At 44.1% G+C, this 18,587-nt stretch carries 14 protein-coding genes; 4 read left to right on the forward strand and 10 right to left on the reverse strand.

Going from position 1 to position 18,587, the window contains the following annotated elements:
- Positions 1–17 precede the first annotated feature (17 nt).
- Positions 18–1,226, forward strand: a complete 1,209-nt coding sequence (locus B9N89_RS07610) for a leucine-rich repeat domain-containing protein (RefSeq protein ID WP_132316480.1) — start codon at positions 18–20, stop codon at positions 1,224–1,226.
- Between the two features lie 19 nt (positions 1,227–1,245).
- Here the strand turns inward: B9N89_RS07610 and B9N89_RS07615 are convergent, their stop codons facing one another.
- From B9N89_RS07615 to B9N89_RS07630, 4 genes are all read right to left on the reverse strand, one after another.
- Positions 1,246–2,277, reverse strand: a complete 1,032-nt coding sequence (locus tag B9N89_RS07615; protein WP_132316478.1) for a hypothetical protein — start codon at positions 2,275–2,277, stop codon at positions 1,246–1,248.
- Positions 2,278–2,457: 180 nt separating this feature from the next.
- Positions 2,458–4,983 carry a TonB-dependent receptor plug domain-containing protein gene (locus tag B9N89_RS07620; RefSeq protein ID WP_132316476.1) on the reverse strand — a complete coding sequence of 842 codons (2,526 nt, stop codon included), beginning with the start codon at positions 4,981–4,983 and terminating at the stop codon, positions 2,458–2,460.
- 349 nt (positions 4,984–5,332) lie between these two features.
- The gene (locus B9N89_RS07625) at positions 5,333–6,199 is read right to left on the reverse strand and encodes a hypothetical protein (RefSeq protein ID WP_132316474.1); all 867 of its coding nucleotides are present in this window, start codon (positions 6,197–6,199) and stop codon (positions 5,333–5,335) included.
- A 367-nt stretch (positions 6,200–6,566) separates the two neighbouring features.
- Positions 6,567–7,418: a hypothetical protein gene (locus B9N89_RS07630; protein ID WP_132316472.1), complete on the reverse strand. Its 852-nt coding sequence runs from the start codon at positions 7,416–7,418 to the stop codon at positions 6,567–6,569.
- 400 nt (positions 7,419–7,818) lie between these two features.
- Between B9N89_RS07630 and B9N89_RS07635 the strand changes: the two genes are divergently transcribed.
- The 3 genes from B9N89_RS07635 to B9N89_RS07645 are packed head-to-tail and all read left to right on the forward strand — an operon-like array spanning position 7,819 to position 10,914.
- Positions 7,819–8,664 carry a hypothetical protein gene (locus tag B9N89_RS07635; protein WP_132316470.1) on the forward strand — a complete coding sequence of 282 codons (846 nt, stop codon included), beginning with the start codon at positions 7,819–7,821 and terminating at the stop codon, positions 8,662–8,664.
- A 1-nt stretch (position 8,665) separates the two neighbouring features.
- Positions 8,666–9,967, forward strand: coding sequence for a hypothetical protein (locus B9N89_RS07640; RefSeq protein WP_132316468.1), 1,302 nt, complete (start codon positions 8,666–8,668; stop codon positions 9,965–9,967).
- Positions 9,968–10,002: 35 nt separating this feature from the next.
- Positions 10,003–10,914 (forward strand): hypothetical protein, encoded by a 912-nt coding sequence (locus tag B9N89_RS07645; RefSeq protein WP_132316466.1) that lies wholly within the window; start codon positions 10,003–10,005, stop codon positions 10,912–10,914.
- A 9-nt stretch (positions 10,915–10,923) separates the two neighbouring features.
- Here B9N89_RS07645 and B9N89_RS07650 read toward each other — a convergent pair whose 3' ends face one another.
- From B9N89_RS07650 to B9N89_RS07675, 6 genes are all read right to left on the reverse strand, one after another.
- Positions 10,924–12,717, reverse strand: coding sequence for an Lnb N-terminal periplasmic domain-containing protein (locus B9N89_RS07650; protein WP_234996075.1), 1,794 nt, complete (start codon positions 12,715–12,717; stop codon positions 10,924–10,926).
- A gap of 23 nt (positions 12,718–12,740) precedes the next feature.
- Positions 12,741–13,220 carry a DUF3015 family protein gene (locus B9N89_RS07655; RefSeq protein WP_132316462.1) on the reverse strand — a complete coding sequence of 160 codons (480 nt, stop codon included), beginning with the start codon at positions 13,218–13,220 and terminating at the stop codon, positions 12,741–12,743.
- A gap of 127 nt (positions 13,221–13,347) precedes the next feature.
- Positions 13,348–15,564 carry an ATP-binding protein gene (locus tag B9N89_RS07660; protein WP_132316460.1) on the reverse strand — a complete coding sequence of 739 codons (2,217 nt, stop codon included), beginning with the start codon at positions 15,562–15,564 and terminating at the stop codon, positions 13,348–13,350.
- 54 nt (positions 15,565–15,618) lie between these two features.
- Complete coding sequence (locus B9N89_RS07665) at positions 15,619–15,993, reverse strand: response regulator (RefSeq protein WP_132316458.1); 375 nt, start codon at positions 15,991–15,993, stop codon at positions 15,619–15,621.
- 17 nt (positions 15,994–16,010) lie between these two features.
- Complete coding sequence (locus B9N89_RS07670) at positions 16,011–16,619, reverse strand: hypothetical protein (protein WP_132316456.1); 609 nt, start codon at positions 16,617–16,619, stop codon at positions 16,011–16,013.
- Positions 16,616–18,562: a PAS domain-containing protein gene (locus B9N89_RS07675; RefSeq protein ID WP_132316454.1), complete on the reverse strand. Its 1,947-nt coding sequence runs from the start codon at positions 18,560–18,562 to the stop codon at positions 16,616–16,618. The genes B9N89_RS07670 and B9N89_RS07675 overlap by 4 nt, the downstream gene beginning before the upstream one ends.
- Positions 18,563–18,587 lie beyond the last annotated feature (25 nt).

The following is an 18,587-nucleotide window of genomic DNA, read 5'->3' on the forward strand; positions in this document are numbered from 1 at the left end:
GGATCAAGAGGGGACCCATGGAAAAGCTTACCAATGGCGATGCCATCATCGTTCAAATTCTTCTTACGTTTGCGTTAGGTTTACTTGGATTGGGGTGTAGCCCCAAGAATGACAGTGGCGGCGATGGCGGGGCACAAGCTTCGCTAGACAGCGTGACTCCTAGTTTAGCGACGCCGGTGCTGCGGATCACAATGAATCAGGATACCAATGAGATATCTTGGGACGCTATCGAGGGGGCGAGTCGTTACGATCTTTACATCTCAGCCCCAGAGAGCGTTAGCATTGATGAAGCGATCGTACTAGAGCGAGTTGCTAGTCCCTATACCCATATCAAGGCTCCGGGACAAAGCTACCTCTATACACTTCGGGCCCTTGGGGATACCCCTGATGTCGTGAGCGAATTTTCCGTGGCGATTAGCGATATTCCTTCAGGCTTTCTGTCGAGCTGCTTACAGCAGCAAGGAGTGGCTAGCCCCATTATCGAAGGGCTTTTGCTTGCTGCGGCAGCAGATGATTGCTATCAGCTTACTCAGGTACGCGAGCGGGTCACAACTCTCGACCTAGCCGGTGCAGGGCTCTCCGATCTGTCTCTGCTCAGTGAGTTTCCAGCCATCGAATCATTAGATCTTAGTCAAAATCAAATCCAAGATCTTCAGCCTTTGTCTCAGCTTCTAGGATTAAAGAGCCTCATGTTGCGCGATAACCCGGGTCTTTCAACACTAGCTGGCCTCGAAAACTTGCAAAACCTTGAGGTTCTCGATATTTCAAATTCGGTCGTGGCTGATCTGGGCCCCATCAAAGATTTGGTGAACTTAAATTCAGTTGCTCTGGAATCGACCGCAGTATCGTCACTTACAATCTTAGCGTCACTTCCCCAGCTTACATCTGTTAGCCTTGAAGGTAATAATGTCGAGCGCCAAGAGGATGTTTGTCCAACGGTGACAGTTGCTGAAGATATCGCACGATTCTGTCTAGAAGGAGTCACGTTATCCTATGGTATTCACATCAACAAGCTACTTGGCCAGCACTGCGTCGCTTGTCATAACGGGAATACAGCGCCTCGCGTGAATCTCGATAATCAAGCTGATGTAGAAGCTAATGCAGCACTGATCAACGCACGGATCTCGGATGGATCAATGCCACCACTTGGGCCATTGAGTGCAACGGATCAAGCTATATTCGCCAGATGGTATGCGGATGTCGTTCTAGCAGATGGAGATAGTTAGAGCTGGCCTCATAGGCTGCCTAGTTTGAATCTGTGAGGCAACTTACTTTATAGAGTTGGTTGCCGCTTTGTTCAGAACTAAAGATAAACGAGTTTTCATTTGGTAAAAAACTTACAGCCTCTTGCTGAGGTTGGCCAGGAATGGTCACTCTTTGGTAGTTGGTACCTGGTATCAATTCTTCGGCGACCTGATCAGCCTTACTCAGATTCATACGAATCTCGTAGACGTCTTGATAGTCTAGGATTAATATCCGATCTCCACTCGGGGAAATGGATGCTCCTGTGCTAATAGGAAACGGGAAGGATCGAACGTAGGACGCAGTTAGCATGTCGCTATTTTGATCAAGGTCCTGACGAGATATGCGAAACACATCGGTTTGATCTTCTTTGGTAAAAATATAGAGGTCACCGGTTTGGGGGTGGACAGCGGTTCCCTCGGCATTGTGGCTAGCGCCATCCTCATAACGGAAACGAATGGTTCGTACCCCATTGCCGCTAGTTAACTGGGATTCGTCAATGCTGTAGAGCGTATAAGTCCCTCGAATGAACATATTATCGCCGATATCTGCAACATAAAGGCACTGCTTACTATCCAGGCAAGGCCCAAGTGAAAGGGATTCCCAGTCTGTGTTCTGACCAAGAAATACCTGATCTCTGAGTGATCCATCCTGGCGAGCCCGGTAAACAGCGTTCGCATTGCCTGAATCGTCGATATGATAGTACATATCATCTTGGCTTGCGGATATCGCTAGGCCAGAGGCCTCTGAAATAAATTGAATAGAGCCAAGAGATTCCCCAGCAGACCATTGCTTGCACAAATCTTCCCTAGTTTCTCCAGGGGGCGGTAGAAGGTCCTCAGCTTCTTGACTGGTATCATCGTCATCATTCTTAGGCGCTTTTTGCTCCTGCTGAAACTCAGGTTCCATAGGGTTTTGCCGTGAAGTAGGAACGTTGCCGTCCAGTAGAGATTCTGAAGGGTTCGACTCAATCAGTTTAGGTGGTTTCGTACAGTTCCATAAGGCTAAGGTCAGTACTAGAATCAGGTAGCGCATGGTTTATCCGTCCAAACAATCACATTCGTTGGTCACTAGAGTGACTAAACCAGCGGAAATGCAATTCCAAGGCCTAATTTATAAACCAGATATTAGTTACTTATGCTTGAAAGTGGTGATCAGACCTAAGACCTTGTCATTTTTGTGACGGAACGGCCCCCGGAAGGGGCCTGGTTACTGCTAAAACATTTGGTTCATCTGAGCATAATAGGTAAGACCGTTAGGAGAATAGAGTTCCTGGACCCGCGTGTCATCCCCAACTCGCTCCGTGCTGTCCCTTGGAAAGTCTGTATCAAGCACATTGATAGCACCAATGGTAATCGAACCATCCCAAGGATGATTCCAAGTATATTGGCTATCGTAAGTAGAAAACTCGCCAATTCTCTCGTCACCTTGGGCTGTTTTGGTGCTGGCAATACGGTTGTTCCGAATGCCAATGATGTGGCTGGTGCCAATGCCGAGATTGACTCCATTCACAAAGCGCCACTCAGGCTTTCCTCGTTCGCCAAGGGTATCGGTAAGGGGAGCGCCGGGAAAGTCAAGCTCCCGAGAATAGAGTTTTGTGGAGTAGTTGCTAAAGTAGCTCAAGCGATATGAGCTAAGCTGCGTGCGATATGCGAGATTTAAGTCGAATCCCGCATCCTCAGATTCACCAAGATTTTGGATAGGCAGTTTGATACGTTCTAGTTGACCAGATTCGTCGCCACCAATTCTCTGGATTTCCACTCCAGAAATACTTTCTCCCCCATATACTGCATCTAAGAGTTTTTGAGGGTCCATGACACGCACGATATTATCGATCTTAGTATACCAATAGTCTGCGCCTAAAGATAAGCCATCGATAGGCTCAGTAACGAAACCCAGGTTATAGGATAGGGAGGTTTCCTCTTTAAGATCGCGATTGCCCTCAGTTTCGATTTCTACCTCAGTTGTCAGGGTATCACAGGGTTCGCCACAGGTTTGCTTGTCAGCTAAATTTACCAGTCTTACCTGAGTTCCTTGATAGATTTCTCGAAGAGTTGGGGCTTTGAATCCTGTTGCTACATTACCGCGCACCAGGAAGCGGTCGAGTGGGCGATACATAAAGCCGAATTTAGGGTTGGTTGTTTCACCGAAGTCGCTGTAGGAGTCTAGTCGTACGGCAAGCTGAAACTCTAGGGATTGGAACATGGGAATTCCAAGTTCGGCATAAACTGCATTGATCGATCTTTCGCCACTATCCGACTTATCTTCCGGCTCGCCGAAGGTATTGAAGTTCTCTGTTTGTTTATCGATTGTTTTCGCATAGTTCTGTTCGATCCGATTTGCTCCGATCACGAGACCGAGGCTGCCTCCGGGAAGCTCCAATAGCTCTCCTGCGGCATTGATGTCATAGGTGCTCATAGCGGTGTCTGTAACGATAAACGGCTGGTAAGACGTTTCCGATACCACAGCTAAACTTGCTTCAGAAAGCTCAGTTTCGAACGGGTTGAAGCGGCCTTCGGAAATGGCTCGGACGACTCCATCCTTAAGAAAGAAGCCGTTGGGGCTAATGGAGGTTTTCTTCGAAACAGTTCGTCCGGCTGTCGCCTGCCAATCCCAGAGCCCGAGTGAGCCGCGTAGGCCCAGATTGCCGCCAAATAGAGTTTTTTCCTCTTCCCATGTGCGCAATCCCCACGGAATGGCTCGATAGCGAACCTTGACATCACTATTGATCCCGCTGAGTCCGAATGCTTCTTGCTTATCAGTTGCGATCTCTTGGGGGATGGTAAATTCACCAGCATTGGGTGCCATATTCCATTCGTTGGTATTCTTAACAGCTCTTAAAGTGGATACAAGGCTTATATTGTCGTTAATGCGATATTCTAGGTTGTTAAGCAGACCAATCTCAGTGGTTTCTGGGGAAAATGCCATGGTCGCACCATAATTGTAGCTACAAACCATGTTATCGCCCACCTGAATCGCTGTAGAGTCACAGTTGGGGTGTTTCTGAAGGCTGGCACCTGGTGCGTCTTCCACGTAGTTTGCTGGGAACGAGTATGAGCTTAATCCGATCTCTGTCCACTCTCGATCTCGGTGAAACACTGGCTCCACCTGACGATAGCTTAATGCTGTTAGCATGCGGAAGTTGTTTGTGTTGATACCTGTAACATAGCTAAATTGCGATTCCTGTCCGCCTTTACCATCTGGTACGCTGGTGCGAGCAAAGAAGGAACTACCTTCCATATCTTTCTTAGTGATGATGTTAATCACCCCACCCGTTGCATCCGAACCGTAAATTGCAGATGCACTATCTTTTAAAATCTCGATTCGTTCAATTGCAGCCATAGGAATGGTTGACAAGTCGATAACGCCTTCCCCAGACTCATCTGGAATCCGTTGACCGTCGAGGAGGATAAGCGTGTTTTCTGCTCCCAAGCCACGAAGGTTAACCTTGGTCACAGAAACATTGTTTTCGTTGACTGTGGCCGATGAATAAGAGCCTTCGGAAGAGATCGCCATGTTTTTGATCAATTCGCTCACGGTAGACATGCCGCTCTGCTTTATGGTTTGCTGATCAATCTGAATGACTGATGAGACTCCTTCAACGTCCGTTCGCTTCAAACGCGATCCTGTGACTTCCATCTTTTCTACAGAGTTTTGCCCCACTGCAGGCAAGCTTAGTGCTCCGCTAAAGAGAATGATGGCCCAACTTTTCTGTTTCCGCCCTCTTGCATAGATCTTCAAGGGTTTGTCTCCTGATAGTGAAGTTTTGTTTGCAGTGTTATAGCAATCAGGTTGGAAATGTTAAAGTCCGTACTTATCTACCGTTAGTGCTAACATATAGCCTGAGTATTATCACTAGTTTTAGCTTTGAATTGCGATGATTCTAAAAGAATAGAAATAGATTTTTTTGATAATCCAATATTTTAATACTATATATATCTTAAAATATAAATTAGTAATATTATCATGATTTATTTAAAAGATTCTTTAGTCTTCTCAGAGAGAGTTGAGGGTTGCTAAGGAGGCGTTCTCGGAATGGCTCAAGGCCGGGTGGCTTCAGAACCACCTAGCCTTAAAAGCTAAGTAAAGATTACTGCGCTGCGTCTTTCATGTGCTCCTGATAAGACTCGCGAATCGATATCTCGAAGAACTGCATGAATTCATCTCTCTGGCCATCTTCAACATTACCACCACCACGATCATTCATAACCATATTCACAAGATTGAAGCCATAGACCATGTTTGGGTTCTGCGGGTCTGTTAGAAATGCTTTAAGAACAACTGATCTTTTGAATTGTTCAGTAACCTCGACTTGGGTTCGTGCAGCTAAGAAGAAGTTAAAATTGTCAGGAAATAGCTGATAGACTTTAAGGTCATGGAGAGATGTGTCATTGAATTTCACATCCCGGCGCTCGTTATTGACATCGATGAACTGCTGGACGAGGAAAGCTGAGTTCGAGTCACCTAAATTTTTTGGTGGTTCCATAAAGGCATTTTGGATCTTAAGAACACTACCATTGTAGGGTAGGACTGCAATAGGCTCTTCTTTGATGACGGTTTTAACAATATCCTTCGTCATCTTAATCCCATAATAAAACTTTACCTGCATCTCATCGTTGTTAAGGTCGTCTCGATCGAGATTCCTAATGAAGTTGTCAACGTTTCCGCTACCTTGATATGGGTTGTCCATCATCCTCTGAAGATCTTCTGATGGAAGGCCGTTAGGGCAAAGTATGGCAACCTCATTGGCAAAGTCTTGTTTGGTCTTGTTCAAAAGTTCGGTAAGACCCATACACAGGTTTTCTAAACTTGGTTGAATGGATGCTGAAGATATTACCGCCTTGGCTGCGAATTGAGCCCCTTTAGATTTTGTGCGATTTGCTTCTTGGGTATTCGACTTCGCCGTACAAGAAATGCTGGCGAAGGTCATTAGACCAACGACAAGGTGTTGTTTCATGGCTACCTCTCTTGTTAGTTTTGCTCAATTGGAATCAGGTCACCAAGGGATTCCCAAGAGTGCTTGATTAGAACTAATAGTTGAGGAGAAGCAAACTTAGGGCCAAAGTATAAGGTCACAAATATTTGCTACTTAGCCCATTCCGGATGTCTGTCTATTGATCGGCTACCATTGTTAGATTGTCTGTAAATTATGAATATTATTGTTTGAAATGTGGTTGGGCGTCGCTTATTTCTTTCTATTGCGGATTATAGATGGTGTGAGGGTCTATGAGGGCGCGGACACTATGGGACCCACCATCTGCTCGCGAAAGAAGGTTCTACAATTGATCTGTAATGTGCTGATTTTCAATCTTTTATGTCAGTGATTAGTCGCTAGGGAAGGAAAAATCTTCTACTGAAAGAGTTAATGTCAAATCGCCTACCAGGTTGCTGATTCCTTCCGCATCTTCTCCAAGAAAGACAAGGGGATTTGTTGTTATTGATATTTGGGGAATCATCAAGGGGCTAGTACTCCACCACCACTCGATTTTTTGAAATATGATTCCTTCTAGAACAGCTTCAGGGCTAAAGCCTGTACTGGTTATCTGCCAATTAATAACATGGGGAAGTGCTTCCTGAGGAGTATCAAATGAAAAATCAGCTTGATTGACTTCGACCTCGAAGACTCCACGGGAGCTTTGGATGTTTTCGAGTTCATCTGTCCACTCCATAGTAGATTCTATTTGATTGTAGTATCCCGCATATTTTTCCGCTTTTACGATTAACGGGCCTAGAAGTACGGGGCGTGGCGGGTTATAGCTCACACTCCCAGCCTGACCAATGTATAGCATATCGCCATCATGGCTCAAACCTTCGAGAAGGTTTCCGTCAGTATCTTCCTCGGTGCTCAAACTACTCCCCAGTAGGTCGCTATTTAGAATCCGAGAGAAATCGAAGCTTAACCCCAGGCAGTCTAGCTGAGACGTTTCAAAGTTTAGATCGATATTAGACAAAATCTGAAGCCGCACTTTGCCAGTGCAGTAATTTCCACCGTCTTGATCGGAGAGTGTTAGGTCATAGCTGGCATCGGCAATGAGTTTGATCCTTTCAGAAATTTCAAAATCAGGAGTTGCACCAGATGCATTGGATCGTTGCTCTGTATTTTCAGAAATAAAGTTACGTTCGCTTTCGCAAGCTAGAAACAGTAGTGCCAATACAGTTAGGACTATATAGTTCATTGAGACCCTCAGCAAAGTTTGACTTTAAGAATGCAAGAACCGCTACCATAAATTTAGCCACGATTTCTAAGGTGTTCTGTACAGATGCCGTGGCACTTAGAAATCGTTGCCATGAATTAACCAGCTGAAAGTATTTTTTTAATCTTTTACTCTCTGGGATCGTAACATGTCGGGCTGGATTTGTTCGAAGCTGAAGGTCGCATAAGTTCATAAGTTCCGCTGCTTATCCAAAAAATTATTTTGGATGAGAGTCTCAATTTTGTGACCTAATTTTGAGAGAATTATGAGTTTTAACAATAAAACCAATTACCCTTCCCGCTTTTCTGTTCATCACATTCTTAAGGAATGCCTCTTGCACCAGTGTTGTAAGAATATTTAGACCAGATGCGGAATTGCTGTTATGTATAACTATACTATGCTTGGTATTATTATCGGCCTTCAGATGTCATGCGGAGCGCCAACTCGAACTGCTAGCTCTGTAGGAGAAATGTTAGCTGAGCCTCGCACCCTCAATGAAAAAGTAAAAAGTCTTTGCTTGGCTTTAGAGGCAAGAGGAGACGATCTTTCGCAATCCATCAGCGATAGCCGTTGCGATGACTCTGGTCTTTATGCCACTGATTATCAATCTGGACAAACGGTTAGGTTCAAAGGCTCGGATCCCATTGTTCAAGAAGAGACGATGCAGCTTGCATCCCGTGGTCAGGTCTGGCTAGGGACGAGTTTAATAGGTTTCTTCGGGCGAATTTTGAAAGACTTGAATAATAACAGCGTAGAGAGTGTTTCCGGAATTCAAGCCGGTGATTCCCTAGACTTTGGTGAAACTCAATCACTTAACAACTTGGTAGAGGTCAATATAAGCTTTCTATCGATACCTGAAGTTGATTTTGACGACCTACTCATTGACTTCGAACTGGCAATTGATATCAAAGGCATTATCGATGTGGATATGGATATCAAAATAACCGTTGGCATTTTTGATCGAAGGATTGTTGCGATTGTTAATACCACTCGATCATCTGAAGAGTCAGCATTCAAGGATCTAGACCTTTCCTTCTTCCTCGTTCCCCATGCAGGGGATATTTATGTTGATGTTTATGCAGGAATTGAAATGATCAATATTGGTCTGACGGCTGTTTTGCAGGAGCAGCTCGACCAAATTTTATCTCTCGGTCTAGAGTTTGTCTTTGATCAAGTTTTCATCGAGCCGGCAGAAGACTCAACACTCTCCTTAGAATTGAGTCAATAGCATGTTAGCAATGTCGATCCATAAGGCGACTCTTTTTGTAACGATAGCCCTGATCTTATATTCATCAAAGAGTGATGGCGGTGTTCTGATAGGAGATGCCGGATTAAGTCAATCAACCATTGATGGATTTAATTTGAATCCTGCTAACTTGGGTTTTTCCTCCCTCAATTACCTAGATTTTAAACTTTTGATTTACTCTGAAGATACCCTAGCGATTCAGTATCGAGGGCTTGATCCAATCGTAAAAAAGCAGAAAGGGTCGTTTATAAATACTAAACTTAGTGCATTTCAATCGGGAACTCCCGTGAGTGCAACTCTTTCTCATCCTGAGTATAAACTTGCTTATACATTCGTTTTCGTTCCTCCAGTAGCTATTGGCTCTAGCCTAACCCTGAGGAATATTCCTTTGGTTGCTCTTGAATCTCAAAACTATGTGGATATCAAGGTAAAAAATCTAAAGTTAAATGGCTATCTTGCAGGAAAGATAGGCAAGCGATTTGGTAAATCTTTCTCTATCGGTAGTTCGATTAGGTATCTATCTCTGGCTGCTGAGGCGGACGTCATAGAGTCTGCGAGCCAGATTTCCTTTCTAAGTTTAGATCAAGAGATCGCCATAGGTAATATATCAATGGGAATGAGATATGATTTCAGTTCGAGTTTCAGTCTGGGCTTAGTTTTCGATCTTTTTTCGATGGGTTTTACTGACATCAAAACGGATCTGGTACCATCCCCTAGTGGTGAGACAAACTATGAACTACAGAATCCAACAGATAGCTTTGCTGTTGGTATTGAATATCGAAATAAGAGTCGGAGCCTGTGGCTTGATAGCTACTATAAAAGAGCCAAGGAGGAGGAAACCGTTTCTCTTGCGTCTGGAACGTTAAAGCCAAAAGATAACTATACAACAATATCTTTTCGGGCCGGTCTCCAAGAAAAATTTAGTAGAAGGCTATCACTGCTATCTGGGTATCGGTATGAACCTGCGAGCGTCGGTTCAGGTGGATCGGGACCTGACAGCAAAGCTGGATTCGGAACATTTGAGATGATCCAACTAGTTGCATTTGGGAGTGATCTAACCCCCTTCCACCAGCTTTCAGTTGGTGGGCAAGTGAGACTAGGTAGGGTGAGAGTAAAGGGTAAGAAAGGCAAGAAGGCCAAAGGTAAAAGCTTCTATAGTTTTATTATAAGTAGTGGCCTAGTCTACAAGGAGGCGAGCCTAGGAGTTGATGACGAAGGCGATCAACCCGGAGCTTACTATCAGAAATCCTTTTCTGTTCCCCTTGATATTACATATAGATTTTAAATTGGTTTGATCATGTTTGCTACTGTGAGGATATTATGCAATTAAAAAAACTCTTTGGCGTATGGTTTGCCATGTTTTTATGCGCTTGTGGTAATGAAGTGCTAGTTACTGAAGGCCCTACGCAACAGCAAGTAACAGGAAGGGCTCAAGGTCTTTCAACTACTTCAGAGCCAGACTTAGCAGATGATGAGGAGCCTGAGAAAATTCAGCCTATCCCCGCTCTGACCATGGCGTATAACCTGTCAGTGACCTTTATGGACGATGTATTGAATAGACTTGGGACTGAAATCCCCACCTGCAGTGGATCTCTTGATGTAATGTTCTTGGACAATTTTGAGCCAAGTACCAACTTGAGTTTGAACTGTCTAGGGATCGATCTTTCAGGGCTAATTAATTCTGAAACCGCGTTAAATGGTATCGATGGCCTAGGAATAGGCTTGAAGGACGTCTTATATGTAGATGGGCTGATTCGCATCTCAAAATTTATGGGGGCGAGTTATGATCCTCCGAGACCAGTATTTATCAAACCCTTTTTTCCTGATGAGGAATTTTATACTGGGTTTTCAGAACTGAGGAGTTTAACTCTAAAAACGCCCCAAGGTGAAAGCGCGCAAGGATCTTACGAGTTTTCAGTTTTGAACTTAAGTGCAGCAAAAACTGTAGAAGGGTTGGGTGAGTTGAGAAAAGTTCGTCATGTTTCATGTAATGCCCGAGGTTTTTCCGGTATTTCACCGTTCGACGGCTTTAACTTCAAACTAATGGAAGTGATGTTTCATGAAGATCCTGTGGCAATTCCAAGGCTTGATCTAGGTTTCGCAACTGCTGATGCAATCGGTTTTGCTTTTCCACTGCTGCCAGCTGAAGTGCTCATAACACTTGATCTTGTTCGTCAAGACTTCCTCGCACCCTTTGCAGTTTCCAGTGACCTGGTTGCCGCAGAGGAATAATTCAGAGATTCAAAAGAACTTGGCTATTCCAAAACTAATGTTAGATTCATATCTACTTCGCTGTAGGGCGATTCGTATCTGTCTGGATTCGTCTAGTTCAAGCCTGGTTTCCATGCTTATGGTCGTTTTGTCGTCTCTATCAGTTGGAGAATTTCCCAAACTAAACAGTCTAAAGTGCGACTGAAAAAGGCTTCGGATTCGATGATTCCATCGGCTCAGAACTCCAAGCTTCATATATAACGGCGCTAGCCATTCCGAGCTACCATAGCTTAAGTCTGCAGAAAGAAGGCCAAAGACCGTCCATTGACCATGCCAAGCCCATGACTGGGCCTTACCAATGCCACCTGTAAAGTAGGCAGCATCATAAGCAAGGCCATCGGGGCGATAAACGCCTCCTCCGGCTTCCCAAGCCCAAGCTGTGTCAAATGCTGTATCTTCATTTAGGGCAAGAATATGGATGAGACTAGCATCGTAATTGAAATTGCTATGATAGAAGGCCTTGATGTCCAGATAGTTCACTTGATAGTGAGGCTCAAAGCCTTTATAGGAATCTAGAATGTCGTGAAAACCATACTTAAATCGAAACTCGGGACCCCATCGATCTCCTTGCATACTTAATCCAAGTCGAACTTTTCTAACTTTGTGTCCTAAGCTAGGATCGTTGCTCGCAGAGCGTAGAGCCTTTGAAGGGACTGGTTGATCGATGCTAGCAACTTTAAGAAGTACCTGATTCTCGAAATCGATAATCTTCTGTTGTTCGTCCCAAGACGATATTCTTTTCTTGTAAGTAATCAAATCCAGCTGGGCATCCAGATAAGCAGGGCTTGCGATCTGATCGTTCTGCATGTTGAGTTGATCTATCGATGCTACCAATGATCTTACTTGACTATTAGGTAGGTGCGAGATTTTGTAGAGCACTTGATCACGCAATGAGGGCTTATACTTAATACTGGTTAATGAGATATTTTCGACGAGAATTGATACGATCTGGTGTGGAGATACAAAAACACCTGTTTTGTCAGCTAGCATCGCGTTTGGAAAGAGAACATCGATAATCTCTAGCAAAATAGAGGCACAGTTGTCATCGATGAAATAGTAGTCAATCAGCGCAGTTTGATAGAGTTCCCAAATATGTTCGATGAATAGAAGACGCTGAGGCTCAGATAAGCTAATTTCATACTCCCAAAGGCTACGATTTTCACTCAGGTTATATTCGTTAACCATCTTATAGTAGGGTTCTAGACTAAAGACTCCGTAGTAGCCTCCGACCATGCCTTTCACTATGTATAGCAGGCCGTCGTTAGGGTCGAGTGCCGCTGCAAACGATAGTCCGTAATTTAGGTAGTCATACCCTTGCTGTCGTTTCAGATTTAGTTTTATGAAAGTATGACCAAAAAGCGATGATGGATTATTTTCGTAGGCCGAGGCATAGACAAGGCTAATACTTTCTAAGGCAAGCTTTGTTCGCCAGTGTGCGATTCCCTCGCAATGTGGTTTCTTCCTGCGAATGAACTTCTCTAGGAAACGGTATCGGGCTGGGAATAGGCATATAGGATCAATATATTGACCTTTATGGCGAAGTTTCTTTCCGGAGTTCATAAATTGAATTGTAGCAGCTTTTTCCGCGACTGGATCACTATTGCCCTCTGGGTGAAAGAAGAACGATGGGTGGTCTATGGTACTTTCGTACCCAAACAACGACTTCTGATAATGCAAAAGTCTTAGCCACTGTGGGTCGAGGGCGGTGAGTCTGGAATCGGCGAAGGCTTCTTCTGATATAAGTACCCTCAGAAGAAGCCACAAGAGATAGTTGTATCTAGAAGGCGCTAAGCTTGACACGTTTCAACAGCTATGGGTAGTTGATTGAGAAGTCGCTCGGTGCTACCTACTACTGCCATAGGTGTATCCTGGCCATTAAAGAGTGTCGTAAAATGAGCTCTGAGGTGAGCTTTGATCCTAGGGCTGCTCAAGAAGTTACAGCCGAACGTACCTAGATAGGAATTCAGGTACTCTCCCTGACCCCGCGCAATGTCTTGCTTCAGCTGATAAAGATTGTGCTCAGCATACATGATACTTTCCTTTTCAGCTTTCACGATTGAATGCTTTGCACAGTTCGAGGTGCCTAGGGTCATCCCTAACGTTGAAATGGGGAGCAAGACACCGTTAGTCACCCACCGAGCGGCAGATGAAAGCAAACTATTTTTTTTGAGGATGTACCAACCAGGGCCGCAGCCACTGCTACTATCAGCACCTTGGACGGGACTGGTTAACAATGCTAGTGCCATGGCGACAAAGGCTAATTTCACCGCTAGCTCCTTATTAAGCTCTAATTTGTGATAATTAGCTTATAGGTTAGTGCATTTCCATGAACATGCAACCAGATAAATGCCATGATTTTTTGACCGAGAAGATCTTCTAGGTTTGCCTCCCGATCTATCCTGCTTGGAGCACCGTTTCTGGAGTTTTCTTCAAGCTGGTGAGAGGAATCTGAATCTTGAATTGAATGGCAGCAAAGCCTTCTTTTTCCTTCGACAGTTGCTCAACAATGATTCGGCCACCTAGATCGTTTTCGATGGTATACTTCACTGCATCCATTCCTACACCGCGACCAGAAATGTCTGAAACCCGCTCCGCTGTGCTCATATGGGGTTTGAAGATAACTTCGACGGCCTGCTCTAGGGGAGCATCCTGAGGAAGATTACCGATCTCGCGCAACTTCTTCAAATTGAGGCCTCGACCGTCGTCTCGTAAAGTGACTTCTAACGTATCATTGTTGATTTTCGAATGAAGATAGATCCGACCTTCAGGGCTTTTACCTAGCTTTTCTCGCGCTTCTGGAGTTTCGACTCCGTGATCCATGGAGTTGCGAATCATGTGTGTGAAAGCGCCGTCTAGTTTATCCCAGTCGTCTCCAGACACGATCATGTCTTGCCCCGAGTACTCGAAACTCAGTGGGATCTTTCCAAGTTCAGGAGCAACTTCCGAGACTCTTTCTATAATCTCGTGAAGATGATCTTGGAGAGTTCGGTGGTTTCGGCTGGTAAGTAAATTTGACATTTCATAAAGCATTGACTCAGCTTGCTTGGTGTCTATGAGGAACTGATCAATGATTTTTTTGACTTCGGCCATGTCTTCATCAGAAATTTGGCCCGGACCTTCCTTACGCCCTAGTTTCTCATCGTTGATCGTCTGATACTCATCCAAAGTGTTTAAGATTGTTTGGGTGGAATCGTGGAGTTGGCTCAACACGTCTTTTGAAAAGTCTGTTTTTGGACTATTCTTGATTTCTAGGAACCTTTCCTCAACTTCGTGAACGGTGCTGCTGACGATTTTAAAGCCATACGTTCGCAATATCCCCTTGGCAGTGTGCAAATTTCGAAAGAGTATGGCAATGTCATCCTCATCAAAAGACCCTTTGGTAAGTCGTGTCACACATTCGTCGAGCAAGACCCGAGATTTACCAATTACCTCTTGGAACTTTCCAACATCAAGTTGGACAATTTGCTGGATTATTTCGAGTTCCCTAGATTTTTCTAGGGATGCTGCTTGGAGTTTCTTTAGTTCTGTGACGTCACGTACGGTAACCATCATTTTCTCGATCTTCTGGTGCTTTAGGATCGGACACCAATCGAGCTCTAAAAATTTAGTTTGGCCGTCTATCTCGATTTGAAACTCATCAGGAAGATGTTTATGGTTGAGTTTGAAAGCGACGCTCTTATTGCCTAGTGATGCAATAATCGCGCTTTTTGCACAATCAATTTCCTCGCTGCCCATGGAGGAGGACCTTTGGAATAGAAATTCTTCAAACGGTTTGTCTGCGATATCTTTGTCAAGAAATATATTCTCAAGAAAAGCAGAGTACTCTGGGTGAACTTTGTAGTCTTTAGTAATGGTGAATATACCTTGCTCGATGTTTTTTAACATGGATGAGATATCTTCTGTTTTTTCTTCGATCATCTCTTGTAAGTTATTGGTAAAAGCTTTTATCTTATCGCGCATATAGTCGAAGCCAGAAGCCAAGACTCCTAACTCATCCTCACGGCTTGTATCGATCTCTACATCCCAGTCTCCTTCAGCAAGCTTGACGGAATTTTGTTGAAGGGCATCAATGGGCTTTTTTATAAGATTTCGTATTGAAATATTAAGGGTGGCTCCAACGAAAATCAACAGGAATAGGGCGAGAACAGTGACTCCCATCAATGTGAATTTTATGGATTGAATGGGGCGGGCCTTGGAGACGACAACCACGATCGTTCCAATCATTTCCCCTTCTTTAACAAGATCAGCGTCGCTAACAATGTAACTGCTTCCAGATCGATAATCCTCAATCTCATTGGAGAATCCATCTGTCGTTCTCTTATACTGTTCTGTTCCGTCCTTATCTCGGACAAGAAAGCCAACCACATCTGGGTCCTGAACTATCGCCTCGGATAGAAGCTCTATAGCTTCGTTGTTGTAGTTCCAAATGGGGTCAGTGAGAGCTAGTTTGGCTAACCCACGGACATTCTCACTTTTCTGCTGGATATTTTCATTAACTTCCTGGGTTGTGTATATTCCTATCGCTGCTGCAAAAAGTGTAATACTTCCAAAGATAACGGAAAGAATAACGGCTTGTAATCTACCTGATATACTTTTTTTTGGCGTCTTCATGAATCCATTTTCCCATCTATCTGCTCGCAATCCAGAAAGTGCTCGGCATGCAGCCTAAGCTGCATCTTCTAACACAGCGTCAATTGCTTCGATTATTTCTTCCTCATCAAAAGGCTTCACAATCCAAGCCATCACACCAGCTTCCTTGCCCTGTTGCATCAGTTCTTTCGTTGACTCAGTTGTTAGCATAAAGGCTGGAGTTTCTTTAAACTGAGCCTGCTCTTTGATCCTCTTTATCATGGAAATGCCATCTAGTTCCGGCATATTGAAATCGCTGATGATCAGGTCAATATCTTGATTGGCTTCCGCAACTTCACAACCGTGACGGCCATGATGCCCCTCTACAACTTGATGCCCTGCTTTTTCAATGACGTCTCGAAGCTGATCCCGTAGTGTTTCCGAATCGTCGACGATCAAAATCTTTGCCATGGTGTATCCTCTCCCTTCTAGAGAAATGCGATCTTGCGCTTCTTGGTTTTAATCGGTTCTTTAGGAACTTCAATATGAGCAACCCTTTCAGGTCGAACAATGTCGATATGAGTCGAGCAGACGAGGTTACCCTGATCTGTGGCTAGCAACCAATAGTTCGACTGATGGTGATAGTTCTTTCTCTGGGAAAACATGATTTCATCGGAGCCGCGTAAACTTAGTGGCAAGCTAAGCCCTACCACAATCTTCTGTTTATCTAGAATGGCTTTCACTTCCCCTGCGCAGGTATTACAAAGCTCTTGAAAAAAATCTGATACTTTCCCTTGAGGGTCATTACTGAGTCCTTTAGGGAGGCAGGATTCTAAAATCTTGATAGCTATCGGCAGATCATAATGAAGCTTGAAGGTGACCTCAAGGTCCGGGCCACATAGCAAAATCATCGCCATCCATTTGCCAAATACCATAGACTCCACTTCGTGGGGCTCCACTTTGATATCGACTTTGCTACGGGTCGAAACATCTAGTTTGTCTTTAGAGACACTTTCGACGATCGAAAAGAGACTTTTGAGAGCTGGAGATGGCTCGTGGGCCTCATTGATATCAACTTGCTGAACTTGAAGGCTCATGCTGCCACCTCCTCAAAGTTTTTGATTGAAAATTCGAAGCCGGCGCCATTTTCGTGATTGTAGATTCGAAGTCCTTCGCCACCGAGTTCGATAACTCGTTCATGAATGGTCGATAAACCTACTCCTCGACCACTGTGAATTGTAGCAACCTCCTTGGTACTAAAGCTCGGTAGTAGTAGGAACTTCAGGACCTCTTCTTCACTCAGGTCCGTAAGAGGCTTATCGGTTACATTCATCTGGATTGCTTTACTATGGATTTTGAGTAGGTCGAAGCCTAAACCGTTATCTTCAATGCGGAGGTTGATCTTTCGACCATCCGACCAAGCCTTGACATTGATCTTTCCTCGTTCCTTAGCTTTCTCCTTTTCAGGTAAGCCATGATCGATAACGTTGGTGATAAGGTGCATGAACGACTCACGGAAGAAGTGCTCTAGATGAGGGCTGTAGGTAATATCCTTCCAGTCGAAGATAATATCAACGTCCTTATATAGATTTGTAGCAGTTTTTTCAGCATAGGACTTGAGAAACTCTTCCAAATCTTTACAGCGATGAAAGCCTATTTTCTCGATAGAATTTACAATTTGTTCTTTTAAATCAGCTTTCAAATTCAATGTTTCTAGCAGGTTATAGGTGTCAGTTTTTTGTTCCGCTAGCCGGTCGGTTTCTTTAGGGTCGATCGAGTGATTATCAAGAGCTAGGGTTATCATCCCTGATATCTCGCGCCATTCACCAGCGAGGTTTTTACCGATCACATGAAGGAAAGCATCGAGTTCTTGTGAACTCATCATGTTATCTTCCAAGTTTATTTCCCAGCCGTGAATCATTTCAGTCAGATTGTTGATGTCGACGGCACGGAAAAGGGATTTGATGCTATGCAGGGCGAATTTTATATCTTTGATGTTTGTGGTCGCAATTCCATGATAAAGCTGCTTTTCGTATCGTGGATAGTCCTGCATGATCGATTCAAGTGTCGTTACAGGTGCCTTCTCGATACACATATAGTAGCGAACCTTTTTTTGAAGTTGCTTATTCTCGTCCATATTTTCCATGCGCATCTTAACGACTTCCGTGATGTCTGATATGACGACAAGGATATTAGTCACCTTACCTTCTTTGGCAATGGCATGAAACTGAGTCCCCAAGTAGAGAATATCTCCACCTCGTTCAAATTTTACTTCTTTAGGAAATCGTTCTTTCGCAAACTGAAACCACATCTCCTCTTCACCGATGCAAAGCTTCATTTCAGCGACACCGTCTCTTTGTACGGGTGTCAGGTTCTCAACGTTATCTTCGAAGAGAATTTTGAAAACACTATTTTGCTCCAAGTTGTGCAACCCGAAGATGTGTCTTGTGAATGCCGAGTAAGGCCCTACAATATAGCCTTCTTCATCAAGAATAAAGATACCAAGAGGCACCGCAGAAAAAATCTGAGAGAGCTGTCGTTCTAGCTGTCGAATTTCGGTAATGTCACTGGCTACGATTGAAAAGAGGTGCTTCCCATCGCGGGACCGGCTACTAAGTTTATTGATTGACCAATGGTAGTCCTGTGTCACGTTACCAATCTTTATAGGTAACTCAAAATTGATAACACTATTCGCATCCCAATCATCCTGATCAACTTCGTTGAGTTTGGACCAGAAGATCTTGCGAATCTCTGAGGTAAAAAGAGTCGCAAAGTCGAATCTCAGCCACTTTTCTTCAGGTATTCCAAAAATTCGACTGGCGCTTAGGTTTGCCTTCAGTACATGGCCCGAGTGATCGATGATGAAGAACATCTCGTGAAGGCGATCGATGATAAGTTCAGTTTCTTCCTTCGATTGCGAAAGAGCTTCTAAAATTTTGTGACTTGCACGTAAATTCTGGGCTATAAGATTCTGCTCGTCAGAAGCATGTGAGTCTGATTTTGTGGTCAGGTCTTCTGCTGAACTACTGTTGTTGCTCATGTATCCCTCCTTCAACACTGCTCAC

The sequence above is a fragment of the Pseudobacteriovorax antillogorgiicola genome, from assembly GCF_900177345.1.
Taxonomy (GTDB): Bacteria; Bdellovibrionota_B; Oligoflexia; order Oligoflexales; family Oligoflexaceae; genus Pseudobacteriovorax; species Pseudobacteriovorax antillogorgiicola.

Excerpts from the sequence above, each read along its gene's own strand:
- B9N89_RS07610 (WP_132316480.1), top strand. The coding sequence starts at position 18 with ATGGAAAAGCTTACCAATGGCGATGCCATCATCGTTCAAATTCTTCTT.
- B9N89_RS07615 (WP_132316478.1), bottom strand. The coding sequence starts at position 2,277 with ATGCGCTACCTGATTCTAGTACTGACCTTAGCCTTATGGAACTGTACG.
- B9N89_RS07625 (WP_132316474.1), bottom strand. The coding sequence starts at position 6,199 with ATGAAACAACACCTTGTCGTTGGTCTAATGACCTTCGCCAGCATTTCT.
- B9N89_RS07630 (WP_132316472.1), bottom strand. The coding sequence starts at position 7,418 with ATGAACTATATAGTCCTAACTGTATTGGCACTACTGTTTCTAGCTTGC.
- B9N89_RS07635 (WP_132316470.1), top strand. The coding sequence starts at position 7,819 with ATGTATAACTATACTATGCTTGGTATTATTATCGGCCTTCAGATGTCA.
- B9N89_RS07640 (WP_132316468.1), top strand. The coding sequence starts at position 8,666 with ATGTTAGCAATGTCGATCCATAAGGCGACTCTTTTTGTAACGATAGCC.
- B9N89_RS07645 (WP_132316466.1), top strand. The coding sequence starts at position 10,003 with ATGCAATTAAAAAAACTCTTTGGCGTATGGTTTGCCATGTTTTTATGC.
- B9N89_RS07660 (WP_132316460.1), bottom strand. The coding sequence starts at position 15,564 with ATGAAGACGCCAAAAAAAAGTATATCAGGTAGATTACAAGCCGTTATT.
- B9N89_RS07665 (WP_132316458.1), bottom strand. The coding sequence starts at position 15,993 with ATGGCAAAGATTTTGATCGTCGACGATTCGGAAACACTACGGGATCAG.
- B9N89_RS07670 (WP_132316456.1), bottom strand. The coding sequence starts at position 16,619 with ATGAGCCTTCAAGTTCAGCAAGTTGATATCAATGAGGCCCACGAGCCA.
- B9N89_RS07675 (WP_132316454.1), bottom strand. The coding sequence starts at position 18,562 with ATGAGCAACAACAGTAGTTCAGCAGAAGACCTGACCACAAAATCAGAC.